At 69.4% G+C, this 13,934-nt stretch carries 9 protein-coding genes; 3 read left to right on the forward strand and 6 right to left on the reverse strand.

Annotated elements, in window-relative coordinates:
* Nucleotide 1 precedes the first annotated feature (1 nt).
* From OXG83_02560 to OXG83_02575, 4 genes are read right to left on the reverse strand one after another with little or no spacing between them, the layout of a single operon-like run.
* Nucleotides 2-3,184 (reverse strand): efflux RND transporter permease subunit, encoded by a 3,183-nt coding sequence (locus tag OXG83_02560; GenBank protein MCY3963896.1) that lies wholly within the window; start codon nucleotides 3,182-3,184, stop codon nucleotides 2-4.
* Nucleotides 3,185-3,211: 27 nt separating this feature from the next.
* Complete coding sequence (locus tag OXG83_02565; protein ID MCY3963897.1) at nucleotides 3,212-4,285, reverse strand: efflux RND transporter periplasmic adaptor subunit; 1,074 nt, start codon at nucleotides 4,283-4,285, stop codon at nucleotides 3,212-3,214.
* Nucleotides 4,282-7,812 (reverse strand): hypothetical protein, encoded by a 3,531-nt coding sequence (locus OXG83_02570; protein ID MCY3963898.1) that lies wholly within the window; start codon nucleotides 7,810-7,812, stop codon nucleotides 4,282-4,284. The genes OXG83_02565 and OXG83_02570 overlap by 4 nt, the downstream gene beginning before the upstream one ends.
* Entirely contained in the window at nucleotides 7,809-8,795 is a 987-nt protein-coding gene (locus OXG83_02575) for an ATP-binding cassette domain-containing protein (GenBank protein MCY3963899.1), read from the reverse strand. The genes OXG83_02570 and OXG83_02575 overlap by 4 nt, the downstream gene beginning before the upstream one ends.
* Before the next feature lie 222 nt (nucleotides 8,796-9,017).
* On the opposite strand from OXG83_02575, the gene OXG83_02580 reads away from it, so the two are divergent.
* A complete protein-coding gene (locus OXG83_02580) occupies nucleotides 9,018-10,496 on the forward strand; it encodes an alkyl hydroperoxide reductase (GenBank protein ID MCY3963900.1) in 1,479 nt (492 codons plus the stop codon).
* Between the two features lie 70 nt (nucleotides 10,497-10,566).
* Here the strand turns inward: OXG83_02580 and OXG83_02585 are convergent, their stop codons facing one another.
* Nucleotides 10,567-11,334, reverse strand: a complete 768-nt coding sequence (locus tag OXG83_02585; GenBank protein MCY3963901.1) for an amino acid racemase — start codon at nucleotides 11,332-11,334, stop codon at nucleotides 10,567-10,569.
* 28 nt (nucleotides 11,335-11,362) lie between these two features.
* Nucleotides 11,363-12,877: a sulfatase gene (locus OXG83_02590; GenBank protein ID MCY3963902.1), complete on the reverse strand. Its 1,515-nt coding sequence runs from the start codon at nucleotides 12,875-12,877 to the stop codon at nucleotides 11,363-11,365.
* Between the two features lie 47 nt (nucleotides 12,878-12,924).
* Here OXG83_02590 and OXG83_02595 point away from each other — a divergent pair, with 47 nt between their 5' ends.
* Nucleotides 12,925-13,782, forward strand: a complete 858-nt coding sequence (locus OXG83_02595) for a hypothetical protein (protein MCY3963903.1) — start codon at nucleotides 12,925-12,927, stop codon at nucleotides 13,780-13,782.
* Nucleotides 13,783-13,794: 12 nt separating this feature from the next.
* Nucleotides 13,795-13,932, forward strand: a complete 138-nt coding sequence (locus OXG83_02600; protein ID MCY3963904.1) for a hypothetical protein — start codon at nucleotides 13,795-13,797, stop codon at nucleotides 13,930-13,932.
* The last annotated feature ends 2 nt before the right edge of the window (nucleotides 13,933-13,934 follow it).

Genomic DNA, 13,934 nt, shown 5'->3' on the forward strand with positions numbered 1-13,934 from the left:
GTCAGGCGTCCGCGGTCGGCCGCCGGCGCCGGGTCACTCTCAGCGAGTCGAGAATCAGGTACAGGCAGGGCAGCACCAGCAGCGAGCCGACGGTTGAGGTGACGATGCCGCCGATGATCGTGAAGGCCATCGGGCTTCGCAGTTCGGCTGCCTCGCCGGCGCCGACGGCGAGCGGCAGCAGAACGAGCACCGTGGTGAGGGTCGTCATGAGGATCGGCCGCAGCCGGATCGCCGCGGCCCGGGCCAGGGCGGCTCGCCTCTCGATGCCCGCGGCCATCAACCGCCGCGCGGTGGCGATCAGGAGCACGGCGTCGTTCACCGCGACACCGGCGAGCACGATCAATCCGAGCAGCGCCATCACGCCGACCGGCCTGCCCATGGGGCCCAGCGTGCAGGCGACGCCGAGCAGCGCGAGCGGGATCGAGAACAGCACGGTGAGGGGTTGCAGGAGGGACTCGAACGTGCCCGCAAGCACCATGAGGACGAGCACGATCGCCAGGATGCCCGCGAGCCGCAGTTCGGACGTGGCGCGTTGGCGTTCCTCCTCCTCGCCGGCCAGCCGCACGATCAGGCCGGGAGGAAGGTCGGTCGTGGAAATCGCCTCGTTCGCCGCCGCGATGGCTCGCGGATAGTCGCTGCCTTCTGCGATCCGGGCGGTGACCTGCGCCACGCGCCGCTGGTCGCGGCGGAAGACCTCGCGCGCTCCCTCCGTCGGCACGAAGCGCGCGACCTGTCCGAGGACGAGATCGGCTCCGGCGCTGCTGGTGAAGCGGAGTCCGGCGAGTTCCTCGGGCCGCGGTTGGGGCAGGGAGAGGACGACGTGCCGCTCCTCGTCGCCGACCGACAGCAACGTGACCTTGCGGCCGTCGAGCGCCGATTGGAGTACGCGGGCGATCGTCTCGAGATCGACGCCCAGGCCGTCGGCCATCGCCCGGTCGAGTTCGATCCGCAGTTCGGGCGGGCCGCCCTCGAAGGAGGAACGAACGTTCCAGAGTTCCCCATGGGTGGCGAGAGCGTCACGGAGGCTCGTCGAAGCAGAGCGCAGATCGGGGAGCGACTGACCGGCGATCTCGACCACGATGGGGGGGCCGGACGATCCCAGGGCCTCGGCGAGCGCCGATGTTCCGACCTCCCATTCGATCTCGGTATCGGGGATCTCGGTGAAGTTCGGGGACAGGGCTGCCACGAGCTGACCGCCCGTGGGACCCTCGGCCGACAGACGCACGAGGAGCCGGGCGGTGTTCTCTTCGGTCAATTCGGTGGTCACCAGCCGGTCGTCCTCCGGCAGCCGCCCGACCTCGGCCTGGATCGCCTCGAGGTGGTCGCCGGCGGCCTGGCGCACCGCCTGCTCCAGCGTGGCGATGGCGGCCGCGGTTGCCTCGACTCGCTGACCGGGCGGTCCGACCATGCGCACCGAGAACTGCCTTGGATCGGCCGGCGGCAGCAGTTCGCTGCCCAGGCCGAGCAGGACGTTCACCGCGGCCGCGGCCGCCAGCACGGCGGCGCCGACGACGAGCCAGCGCAGACGGAGCAGGAACAGCACGAACCGCTCGACCGCGTCGAACGCCCAACCCAGAGGGCGGGCCTCGCCGCCATCCGGAACGTCTGTCGAGGCGTCCACGGCTGCGACCGCCGCTTCCTCGCTGTCGGACGCCGGTTTGCCGCGCGGAAGGAACCAGCGCGACAGGGCCGGAATCAGCAACATCGCCACCGCGAGCGAAGCGGCCAGCGAGGCGGTAACGGTGAAGGCGATGCCCTCGATCAGCCGCGCGGCCAGCCCCTGCACGAAGAGAACGGGCAGGAAGACGACGCAGGTCGTCAGCGTCGACGCCGCGATCGCTCCGGCGACTTCGCCGGTACCCCGGGCGGAGCTGTCGGCAGCGGAAGCTCCAGGGCGGTGGCGCCGGTGGATGCTCTCGACGACGACGATCGCATTGTCCACGAGCATGCCGGCGCCGAGCGCCAGCCCGGCCCGGGTGATGATGTTGAGCGAATGGTCCCAGAGGCGCATCGCGAACAGGGCGACGAAGAGGGAGACGGGCACGGCGGAAGCGACGACCACCGTCGGACCGAGCGAGCGCAGAAACAGGGCCAGGACGACGACGGCCAGCGCGATGCCGACCAGCGCTGCGTTCTGCAGGTCGGCCATCGCGTCCTCCACCAGGGCGGCGTCGTCGTTGACCATCGACACCTGCACCCGGGGCAGGTCGAGCTCGAGGTTCTCGAGCGCCGCTCGCACGGTGCGCGAGACCTCGACCGTGTTCGCGCCGGCCTCCTTGAACACCTGCAGACCGACACCCTCCTGGCCGTTGACGCGAACGAGGTGGTCGATCTCTCCGTGGGCGACTTCCACGTCGGCCACGTCGGAAACCCGGATCGGTTGCCGGACCTGCTCGCCACCTGTCGCGGCCTGGGTGCGGTAACGGATGACGACCCGCTCCACGTCCCGCGGGTTGCGGAAGCGGGAGATGCCACGGACCAGGAAAACCTGGCCGCGATCCTCCAGGGTGCCGGCGTCGATGTCGACGTTCTCGGCGACCAGGCGCTGCTCCAGTTGGCTCAGCGTGACGCCGAACGCCTGCAGACGGTAGCGGTCGACCCGTACGCGCACTTCCAGCTCGCGACCGCCCAGAACGCGCACCTCGGCGACGTCGGCGAGCTGCTCCATGGCGGGCGCCACCTGGCGTCGCGCCAGACGGCGGAGTTCAGCGAGATCCGGGCCGCCCGGCTCGGAGGCCAGTCCCAGGGTCATGACCGGCGACTGCCTGGGGTCGAGCTGGCGGACCAGGACCTCGTCGACTTCGGGGTCGGCCGCGACCGGGTTGATCGCCTTCTGGACCTCGATCAGCGCCAGGTCCATGTCGGCTTCCCAGTCGAAACGCACCGTGGCGATCAGCCGGCCGGTGCGCGCGACCTGCTGGACCTCGCGGATGCCGCGCACCGTGAACAGGCGCTGCTCGACCTGTTCGCCGTATAGCCGCTCCATCTCCGTCGGAGGCCGGTCACCGGAGCGCACCGCGACGACGATCGTCGGCGAGCGCAGGTCGGGGAGGAGGTCGATCGGCAGTTCGCGCCACGACATCCAGCCGACGAGGGCGAATGCCAGGGCGGTGACGGTGACCGCTACCGGACGGCGGGCGGCGAGGCGGGCCGGGCCGGAACCTCCACCGGGAGCAGCGATCACGGTTGCCCGACCTCCCGGCGGGCGGCGCTAGCCGGACACCCGGACGCGTGTGCCGTCGGTCAGGGTTTCGAGTCCGCGCACAACGATCCGCTCGCCGATCTCGAGCCCCTGGCGGACTTCCGCGATCTCGTCGTCGCCGAGACCGAGCACCACCTCGCGCCGCACGGCACGCTGACCGTCGAGCACGAACACGACCCGCCGGCCGCCGCGCTCGGTGACCGCTTCGCGGGGGATGACGGGCACGGCGTTGCGCTGTTCCACGACCAGGGTGACCTCGACGAACATGCCGGGCCGCAGCAGGCCGCCAGGGTTGTTGATCGCCACTTCAGCGCGGAAGGTATGAGTCGTCGGATCGACTTCGGGAGACAGGCGGACGACCGCGCCTTCGAAAGTGACGTCTTCCCAGGCGAAGTGGCGGAGGCGCCCCTTCTGACCCGGATGCACCCGCGCCAGCTCGGGGCCGACCAGGTCGATGTCGGCGACCAGGGAGTCGACGGGAGCGATCCGCGCGACCTGGAAGCCCTGGTACACGAGCTGCCCGTCCGCGATCGGCATGCCGCTCGTGTCGCGGGCCAATTCCATCAGCACGCCGCCAATGGGCGTGAGCATCCGCGCACGATCTTCCGTCAGCAGGCTCTGTTCCCAGGTTGCCTTGGCGTCCTCGAGCGCGGTCTCGGCCCGCCGCAACTCCTCGGCCGCGATCAGTTCCTGCTGGAACAGCCGGGCGCGCGCGTCGCGTTCGGCGAGCGCGCCCTGGTAGGCCTGGTGCGTCGCCTCCACGCGGGCCGCCAGGCGCGCGTCCTCGCCGGTGACTTCGGCGATCATCTGGTCGGGGACCACGCGATCTCCCTCGGCAAGCCGGCTGCCGTTCTTGTTCCGGCCGATCTGGAGCCGGCCTGGCGTCTCGACCTGGAGCACGATGCTCTCCGCGGCGCGCAGGGTGCCGGTGGCGATGATCAGGTCCTCGACGTTGCCCGTGCGGACCTCGGCTGCGCTCACCGGGACCAGGAAGTCGACGGTACTGGTCGTGCCAGCGGCGTCACAGCCCATGACCAGGACGCAGGCGGCGGCCGCGGCGCCCAGACGCAGCCGCCCGCTCACGGCGCCCCACCGCCGCCGGTCGCGTCGCCGCCGGCGCCGTCGAGGCGCACGAAGCGGAACGCGTCTGCGGCCACCACGTTGCCGCTCGTGTCGTCGCTCAGTTCGATTTCCACCATTCCCTGGGCGAGATCGAAGTCTCCCAGCACGGCCCAGCCGATGCCGGCCCCCTCGGCGTCGAAGTCGATCGGCCGGGAGCTGCCGGCATTGCGCAGTTCGAGATCGTAGCTGCCCAGGTTCAGCCCGAAGCTCACGTTGACCTGGGCGCCTCGGGCATCGTCGCGGGGCGGACCGTCGCCGCCGCCGATCCGAACCTCGCGGCGGATCTCGCCGCCGCCCGGGACGGGCGACAGGGAGGGTACGTGGATCTCGACCCGCCAGCGGCCTGGCGCGGGCAGTTCCGCCGCGTAGGTGACGCGGCGGTTGCCGTCACCCTTGGGGACGAGCGCGGTGGTCCGCCGGTAGCGTCCCCAGCTCAACGGCTGTTCGTACCTTGACCAAGTGCTTGGAATGCCGGAGAAGAGGTTGTAAACGGGCAGCCCCTGGTCGGTCTCTTCGGCTGGCGCGAAGAACCCGGCGATACCGCCCTGGAGCCGGATGCCGGACGCCTCCGTTTCGTCCGTCTCGACCGAGAAACCAGGATCCAGATCGTCGACGACGATCGTGTACGCGCCGTCGTCGAGGAAGGCCGGCAGCCAGTCCGCGGGCCGCGTGCCGCGCAGCGGTTGGGCGTCCGAGATCGTCTCGTTGTCGACGCGTGGCAGCTCGACGGGGAACTCGCGCCGGTTCAGGGACAGGTACGGCGATGCGAGCATCGTCCCGGGCGGCCGGGATGTGACGAGGCCGAATTCGACGCTGGTGTGCCCGGGGATCAGGACCGGCTCGCTCGAGTCCCAGCGCGCGCCGCCCTGTCCGCGCACGGCGTAGCGGAGCCGGAACAGACCGGGCGCTGCCTCGCCGTTCCGGACGAACAGCCGGGTCTGGTACTGGGGAGTTCCCTGGTCATCGTCGGGCAGGCGCTCGAGTTCGGCAGGTGAGACGATGAAACCCGGCAGATCGGTCTGGTGCAGGAAGTCGCCCACCAGGCCGGCCAGGTCCACGCCCGCCTCCTGAGCGGCGCGGTCGAGATCGGCCGCCGTGAAGGTCGCCCCTCGATGGTCGCGGAGGAGGTTGGCGATCATGGCGGCGGCTCGCTCCCGGCCGGCGCCGTCGAGAATCGCGGTCGCCAGGGCGGAGGTCTTCAGATAGAGCGCGTTCACGGCTCGCTTCGGATCCTCCTCGACGTCCATGTCGGTCAGGGAGCTGCCCAGCACCGCGTCCCACACGCCGGGCCGGTCCGTGATGCTCCTGACGATGCCGCTGGCCATCGAGCCGCCGCCGCCCGCGAACTGGCCCGAGAAGCCGTTCGACATCACGCGGGCAATCGTCCAGCCGAACTCGCGGTCGAACAGATGGGCCGAGAAGTACGTCTCGCCGCCGTTTATGAGCCGGTTGACGAGGTTGTGGCAGAGCGCTTCGATCGCCAGGGCCTCCGGACCGCGGGCGCCGGTCTGGTAGAGGAACAGATTGCGGATGCCGCCCGCCTCCACGTTGCCGCCGGAGTAGTCGTTGCGGAAGAACTGCTGCAACCCGTACGCCTTGGCCCGGGCGAGGCCGCCCTCCTGGTCTTCGTACCGTTCCGGGTTGCGGAACCGGAACTCGAAGCGGGAGGTCGGCAGACTCCCCTCGCTGACGAGCAGCATGCCGGGCGGCGCCCGCTCGGTGTCCATGCGCCAGCCGCCGCCGTAGGCGCGCAGCGTCCACGGGACTTCCACCAGGGTTAGTTGCCGGTAGGGATACGGCATGCCCAGTTCGCGGGCCGTGGTGAAGCGCTCGGCGGCTGCCGTTTCGATCTCCTCCCGGGCGTCGGCGAAGAAGTCCAGGTTCCGCAGGTGGGCGGGGTGGAAGAGGACTTCGACCTCGACGCCTTCCACTTCCGTCGTCCGGCGATCGAACCTGCCGGCGACCAGTACGACTTCGGGCACCGGACCTGTCGGCGCGAAGCGCTGCCCGTCGCCGGTCGGCGCCGCCTTTCCCGGCCCCGCGACCGTCCAGCCTGAGGGCGTTCGTACGCTCAGGTCGAGTTCGAAGAAGTCCCGGGGACGCTGACGCGGGTCTTCGGCGCCGACCGATGCCCCGGGGCGGGGAAGCCACGCGATAGAGGAGGGGAGGGCGACGTAGTTGCGCTCGACGAAGCCGTTCAGGTTGCCCAGAATGACGATCTGGGCGTCCTGCCACTCGACGGTGTTGAAGTCGACTGCCGAGTCGAGGTAGGCGAAGCGGAGATCGGGCCGGCCGTGGGCGCGCACCCGAACACCGGTTGCCTGACCCGACGGCGGCGTCGACCCGAGGTCGATGTCGAGGAGACCGTTGTCGTGGCTGAAGGGAAGCGCCGCGCCGGTCGCGTCCCAGACGCCGTCCACGTCGAGGCCCGGATTCAGGCTGAACGTAGCCGTGGAGCCGTCTTCGGCCAGGAAGTGGACTTCGAGGTCGAGGGTTGTACGGCCGCCACGCTCGAGGTCGAGCGAGCCGCGGATCGCCTGCAGATCGACTACCGGATCTCCTCGACGCTGCTCATGGGCGGCACGCCAGGTATCCCGTTCGGCGAGCTGATTCGAGCTCCACGTGATCGTCGCGACGATGAGCGCGGCTCCGGCCAGCAGGCCGGCGCCGCCGGTGAGGCCCCACACCTGCCGCTTCGTGTCGTCGAGACGAGGATGCACCGCGACGGCGACTCCCAGCAGGCCCACGGCCAGCAGGGCGAAGCTGCTCCGGTTCATCAGAGTGAGGCCGGTCCAGATCTGGGGCGCCACGTCCGAGATGCTGCTGACGAAGCCGCCGTTCAGAGCCACCGACGGCAGGATGTGGACCGGCACGCGGAAGCTCAGGTAGGTGCTTCCGGCCGCCAGGCCGATTCCCGCCAGGGCGGCGATCAGACGGTTGTTGCTGACCAGGGACACGACCTGGACGAAGGCGACGTAGACGGCGAGGGCGGGCAACGCCTCGAGCAGGAGATAGGCCCACACGGAACCCCAGACCGCCGGTTCGCCGAAGTACCACCCGAACGTGATCCCGGCGTGTCCGATCGACTGGATGATGACCATGGCGACGATCGCAACGCCCCAGACCATGAACAGGGCGCCGAGGAAGCGCCCCAGGACGAGTTCGGCGTTCGAGTAGGGGCGGCTGTCGAGCACTTCGATCACGCGGTCGCGGCGGTCGCGGGCACGCAGGTCGAAGGCGAGGAAGACGACACCCAGACCGAGAATCATCGTCTGCCACAGGGCCGTCTGACTGAGCAGGAACTTGGGGCTCATTGCGCCCATGGTTGCCGAGAAACCGGAGAACAGTCCGTGGAAGACCCAGAAGTAGCCGTACTGGAACAGGCACAGGACGAGGGCGACGGCGGCGAACAACCAGAAGCGGAACAGCCGGCGGATCGTCCGCATCTCCGCCCGGGCGAGCGACCAGACGTTGGAAAACGAGATCACGGGTGCGCCTCCTCTCCTGAACCCTCCGCGCTCAGGGCCGCTCCAGCGACTTCGGCTTCGTCGTGCTGTCCGAAGTGCTCGTCGCTCACGAGGGCCTCGGCGCGGCCGCGCGCGACCATGAACGCGAGGTAGCCCTCCTCGAGCGTCGGCGAGGCGGCGATCCGGGCGCCTGCCGGTACGCCGCCCGGCGCGGCGACCGCGCGGTAGGTCGTCTCGCTCGCACCGGATGTGCGCGAGACGATCTCGAAGTCGCCTTCCGGCTGCGGTGCGGACATCGGGAGGGTAAGTTCGAAGACCTGGCCCGCGGCGCGCTCCAGAAGTTGCGTCGGCGAACCGCGGAAGACGATCTTGCCGCCGTCGAGCAGCGCCAGGTCGTTGCAGCCGGTGCCCAGGTCGGCGACGATGTGGGTGGAGAGGATGATCGTCCGTTCGCGCCCGAGGGTCGCCATCAACTGGCGGAAGCGGAGCCGCTCTTCCGGATCCAGGCCGACCGTGGGTTCGTCGACGACGAGCAGGCGGGGCTGGTGGATCAGGGCCTGCGCGATGCCGAGGCGGCGCCTCATGCCGCCGGAGAGCTTCTTCACCTTGCGGTGGGCGACGTCGCCAAGGCCGACATTGTCGAGCACCGTGTCGACGCGATCGCGCCGCGCGGCGCGATCCTCGAGACCGGAGAGATCGGCCAGGGTGTCCAGGACCTCCTCGACGCGGTGCAGCCGCCAGGCGCCGAACTCCTGCGGCAGGTAGCCCAGGTGGGCGCGGACGGCACGACGCTCCTTGACCGCGTCATGGCCGAAGACGGTCACGGCGCCGGCGGACGGCTTGAGCAGGGTGCAGACGATCCTCATCAGCGTGCTCTTGCCGGCCCCGTTGGGGCCCAGCAGACCGAACAGTCCCGCGCCGATCGATAGATCGACCCCGTCGAGGGCGACCGTGCCGCCCTTGTAGACATGCCGAAGACCCTGCACGTCGACAGTCGTGCTCACGATGCTCTACCTCCTCGCTGTCTATACGGTTGTCGGCGGGGCTTGGTTTACGCCTGCGTATTGGTTGTCTCGTCGTTTCGTCGCGCCTACGCTACCCGTAGCCAGTTCAGCGAAACCCGATCGGGTTCTCCGGCGTAAACTGAGTAGTCGTATAGTATGTCGCGCAGAGCGGGAGCACTGCGCCCGTCAACCTTGTTGGACACCATCTCACGGAGACCTCGAATGACCCGTCCCCAGATCTCGTCCGTGACCCGGCTGATCGCCCTCGCCGCCCTTGCTTCGCTGGCGCTTTCCGGCGCCGCATCGGCGGCCGCGGTCGACCCAGAGCCGGCCACCTTCTACCGCGACGTAGTGCCCGTGCTGCAGCAGGAATGCCAGGTGTGCCACCGTCCGAACGGCGCCAACCTCGGCGGCATGGTCGCGCCGATGGCGCTGACGACCTACGAAGAGACGCGGCCCTGGGCCCGCTCGATTGCCCGCCAGGTCGCTTCGCGCGCGATGCCTCCGTGGGACGCCGCGCCGGAGCACAACGGCGTCTTCGCGAACGAGCGCACGTTGACCCAGGAACAGATCGACCTGCTGGTGAACTGGGCCGAGTCCGGCGCTCCCGCCGGGAATCCCGCGGACGCGCCGGAACCGGTCGAGTGGCCGAGCAGCGACGGCTGGCTGATCGGCGAGCCGGACCTGGTCCTCCAGTTCGACGAGCCCTACTTCGTCGAGGACGACGTCGAGGATCTCTACATCTACTTCCAGACGACCGTCACCGAGGAGATGATTCCCGAGGATCGGTACGTCAAGGCGATCGAGTTCCGGCCCGGCAGCCCGGCGGTTCACCACATCATCGTTCCCGGCCTGGGCGGCATCGCCCCGGGGAACGACCCGGTGATCCACGAGGACGGCATGGCGGACGTGCTGAAGGCGGGCCGCAACCTGCGGTGGCAGATGCACTACCACAAGGAGCCGGGCCCCGGCACCGGCTCCTGGGACCAGTCCTCGGTCGCGCTCAAGTTCTACGACAAGGACGAGGAAGTGAAGTACGAGGTCTTCAACGCGGACCTTGGCAAGTACGACTTCGTGGTTCCGCCCGGCGACTCGGACTATACGATCCAGACCGAGTGGACCTTCCCCTCGGACTCGGAGATCGTCGGTTACCTGCCGCACATGCACCTTCGCGGCAAGGCGGCGAAGTATGAGGCGTACTACCCGGACGGCAGCCACGAGGTCCTGCTCGACGTGCCGAACTACGACTTCAACTGGCAGACCACCTACAAGTACAAGGACCGCAAGAAGGTTGCCGCCGGCACCCGCGTGGTCCTGACCACGGTGTTCGACAACTCCGAGGACAACCCGGCGAACCCGGACCCGACCGCGGCCGTGCGTTGGGGCGAGCCGACGACGGATGAGATGAGCTTCGGCTTCATGTCCTACATCAACGAGGAGAACAAGGGCCGCGGCGCCTTCCAGGGTGGTGGCCAGGGCATCGATGTGACGGCCATCGTCGCGCTTTCCGATGACAGCCGCGACGGCAAGATGCAGCTCGAAGAGGCTCCCGGCGGGATCAAGCAGTACTTCGAGATGATGGACCAGAACAAGGACGGCGCCGTCGACATGGAGGAGGCGAAGGCCGCCAACGCCTTCCTCGAGCAGATGGCCGAGCAGCGGGAGAAGGCCGCGGCTGCCGGAGCCGCCGGCGGCGAGTAGCCCAAGGCAGTTCGCCTAGTTTGAACCGCCGGCGCGCCGCAAGGCCGCCGGCGGTTCAGCGTGTGGGGGCTCAGAGGTCGTATGCGTGCTCGATCGCGGCCGTTGCCAGCAGCGCCGCCGGATCGAGCAACGGCCTTCCCGCAACCTCCGTCCCCTCAAGCGCCAACGGAATCTCCGTACATCCCGCGATCAGCACATCGGCGCCGCCCTCCTCGACCAACCGCCCGGCCGCCTCCGCCAGAAGCGCCCGCGCTCCCCCCGACCCGCCGTCCGTCTTGATCCCGCCTCCCTGGTGCCGCCCGTCGACGAAGGGCCCGTAGATCGGCTCCATCACGTTTCTCCGCTGCAGCGTCTCACCGCCCTCCAGGTCGAACGGGCTCACGGGCCGCAGTCCCCTTGCCTCCAGCGGGTCGTGATAGAGCCGTGATCGCAACGTCCCGGATGTAGCGAGCAGCCCCACTGAACCGCCCGGCGCGATACGCGCCGCTTCGTCGGCCGTCACCTCGATGAGACTCACGATCGGCAGCGGGCTCTCCTCGCGCAATCGCTCGAGGAACAGGTGCGCCGTGTTGCAGGCGACGACCGCGAAGTCGGCACCGGCGCCCCGCAGCCGCTCCAGACTTTGACTCAGCGACGGCGTCGGGTCCTCCGCCTCACCGAAGAACGCCTCCGTCCGGTCCGGCGTCTGCGGGATGCTCGACAGCACCCACTGCGGAAAGTCCTGGTCGCGTCGAGCGCCGATCAGTTCGCTCGCCGCGTCCAGGAGCTTCCGCTCGAAGTCGACATGCGCGAACGGCCCCAGGCCGCCGACGATCCCGATCAGCCGCTCCTGCCGCATGCGGATTGCCGGCCAGGCCTCTGCTGACTCAGGGCTGATCTGCTGGCGGGGGCCGCAGCGCTCCCGGCCGTTGACGCGGCAGATTCGGGTGGCGCGGCGCTCCGCCGAGGTACGGATACTCGTCGAAGGCGTCGCCGCCGCCCGTGGCCCGTGGATCACCGGTCGCCCGCAGTCGCTCCATCAGCCGGTCGCCCAACTCGTCCCGGATCGCCTCGTAGTCCGGATCGCCGGCCACGTTGACCTGCTGGTCCGGGTCGCTCCGCAGGTCGTAGAGCTCGAGCGCCGGACGCTTGCCGAACGCCAGCTCGTACAGCCGGCGATGCTCGGCGTCGCGGTCCCGCTGCTCGATCATGTACGTCTTCGTGGGCCCGTTGTCCGTGTCGGCGTACCAGGCGCCGGGATAGGCAGCCAAGTCCTGATTTGGCGTGCCGTTGGGCCATCGGTCGGGCCGGAAGTTGCGGATGTAGAGGAAGTCGTGCGTACGGATGGCGCGGCCGGGATAGCCGCCCACGTCGGGCGCTTCCTGTGCCGGTACGTGCCGCTCCTTGCCGGTCAGCACGAAGTCGCGTCCGTCGGCCGCGACCACCGCCTCGACCGCGGCCTCGTCGTGGCCGGCTTCAATCAGTGCAAGCAGGCTGCGCCCGGTCATCGCCTCGGGCCGCGGCAGGCCCGCGGCTTCCAGGAACGTCGGCGCCAGGTCCGTCAGGCTGACGAACGCGTCGATCTCCACTCCAGCCGCGAGTCGTTCGGGCCAGCGGATCGCCAGCGGCACTCGCGACCCGCAGTCGTAGAGGTTGCTCTTGCAGCGCGGGAAGGGCATCCCGTGGTCGCTCGTCATGACGACGATCGTGGTCTCGGCGAGGCCCTGTTCGTCGAGCAGCCTCAGCGCGTCGCCGACCAGGGCGTCGAACCGCTGCACCTCCCAGTGGTAGTCCGCCACGTCGCCGCGGGTGTCCGGGTGATCGGGAAAGGCGGCGGGAAGCTGAATCGCGTCCAGGTCCATGCCGCTCTCTGCGCCTGACCCGGGCCGAAACGGTCGATGCGGATCGGACGTGCCGAGCCAGAACGCGAACGGCTGGGCTTCCCCCAGCCCGGCGAGGAACGACTCGAAGCTCTCGAACCGCCTCCCGGCGAGTTCCCGGCCCTCCGTTTCGGTGCGGCCCGGTCCCCATGCCTTGCCGGTCGAGCCCGTGCGGTAGCCGGCCGCCTTGAGCAGCTCCTGGTACGTCTCGAATCGGTCGGGGAAGACACTCCAGAGATTCGCGGCCCCTTCGAGCCGCCAGTGCCACTGCCCGGTGAGAATCGCTCCGCGCGACGGCGTGCAGGAGGGCGAGGAGACGTAGGCGTGGTGGGCCAGGGCGCCCTCGCTCGCAATGCGATCGAAGGTCGGCGTCTTGACGACGGGGTCGCCGTAGGCGGAAGCGTGCGGGAATCCCCAGTCGTCGGCGATCGCGAACAGGACGTTCGGGGCGTCGTGCTGAGCCGTGGCGGCGGTGCCGGTGGCGAGGAGGCAGGCGGCGAGCAGGTTGAACGGTCGAAGCACCGCCATCGATCCTAGCGGGCGCTACGGCGGGCTAGAGTCGTTCGACGATGCGACTGGCCGTTCGCAATCTGCTTGGACTGCTCTTGCTCCCCGTTCTCTGGCCGGCTCAGGCAACCGCCTTGAGCGACGAGGGAGCCAGGGAGGCTGTCCGCCGCTTCATCGAAGCCTGGAACACCCGCGAGCCGGCCGCCTTCGCCGCGACTCTCCGGTACCCGCACGTGCGGCCTACCGCGGACTTCGACGGTCGGGTCTTCGCCGACTCCGCGGCCTACGCGGCGACGATCGACTTCGACGAGGTACTGGCCACCGGCTGGCGCCGGAGCCGGCTCGACTCGGCGATCGTCGTTCAGGCCGGAGAAGGTCAGGCCCACGTCGCCGGGCGCTACACGCGGCTCAGGGCCGACGGCTCCGCCATCTTCAGCAACCAGGTCCTGTACGTGGTGGTGGAGAACGACGGATCGGCCGGCATCCGGGCACGGTTCGCCGCGGGCTTTGACGATCTTTCGGAGGCGGAGCACAAGGCGAACGCGGCGGCGGCCGTCGCGGCCGTCGAGCGCTACCTCGAGGCCTTCAACGATCGCGACGAGGCGGCAATGACTGCGGCTCTTGTCTTTCCTCATGTCCGGGTTGGGCGCGGCGGAGTCAGGGTGTGGAAGACCGCTGCGGAGTACATGGAGGGATTCGACTTCGACGGGTTCGCCGAGCGGTTGGGCTGGGAGCGCTCCGAGGCCGAATCGATGGAAGCGATTCAGGTCGGCGCTAGAGGCGTGAACGTCGCGGTCAGAATCACGCGCTACGGAGCCGGCGACGCCAGGATCCACAGCTTCGACACGGTCTATCTGGTCACCGAGAAGGACGGCCACTGGGGCATCAGGGCGGGTGCCAGCATCGCTCCATCACCCTGAGGCCACTTCGTCGTGCTGCTGGTTGCCCTCCTCGTTGCCGTCCTAGTCCTCGGCGTGATCTACGACATCTCCCTGGGGGCCTGCCTGCTGCTCAAGATGTTCTCGAAGGCACCGGACGGGCCGGAGTCGCCCCGCTACCGCGGGCGCTGAGG

The organism is Acidobacteriota bacterium (assembly GCA_026707545.1).
In the GTDB taxonomy this organism is placed as follows: Bacteria; Acidobacteriota; Thermoanaerobaculia; order Multivoradales; family Multivoraceae; genus Multivorans.

Excerpts from the sequence above, each read along its gene's own strand:
- OXG83_02585 (MCY3963901.1), bottom strand. The coding sequence starts at position 11,334 with ATGCGGCAGGAGCGGCTGATCGGGATCGTCGGCGGCCTGGGGCCGTTC.
- OXG83_02580 (MCY3963900.1), top strand. The coding sequence starts at position 9,018 with ATGACCCGTCCCCAGATCTCGTCCGTGACCCGGCTGATCGCCCTCGCC.
- OXG83_02595 (MCY3963903.1), top strand. The coding sequence starts at position 12,925 with ATGCGACTGGCCGTTCGCAATCTGCTTGGACTGCTCTTGCTCCCCGTT.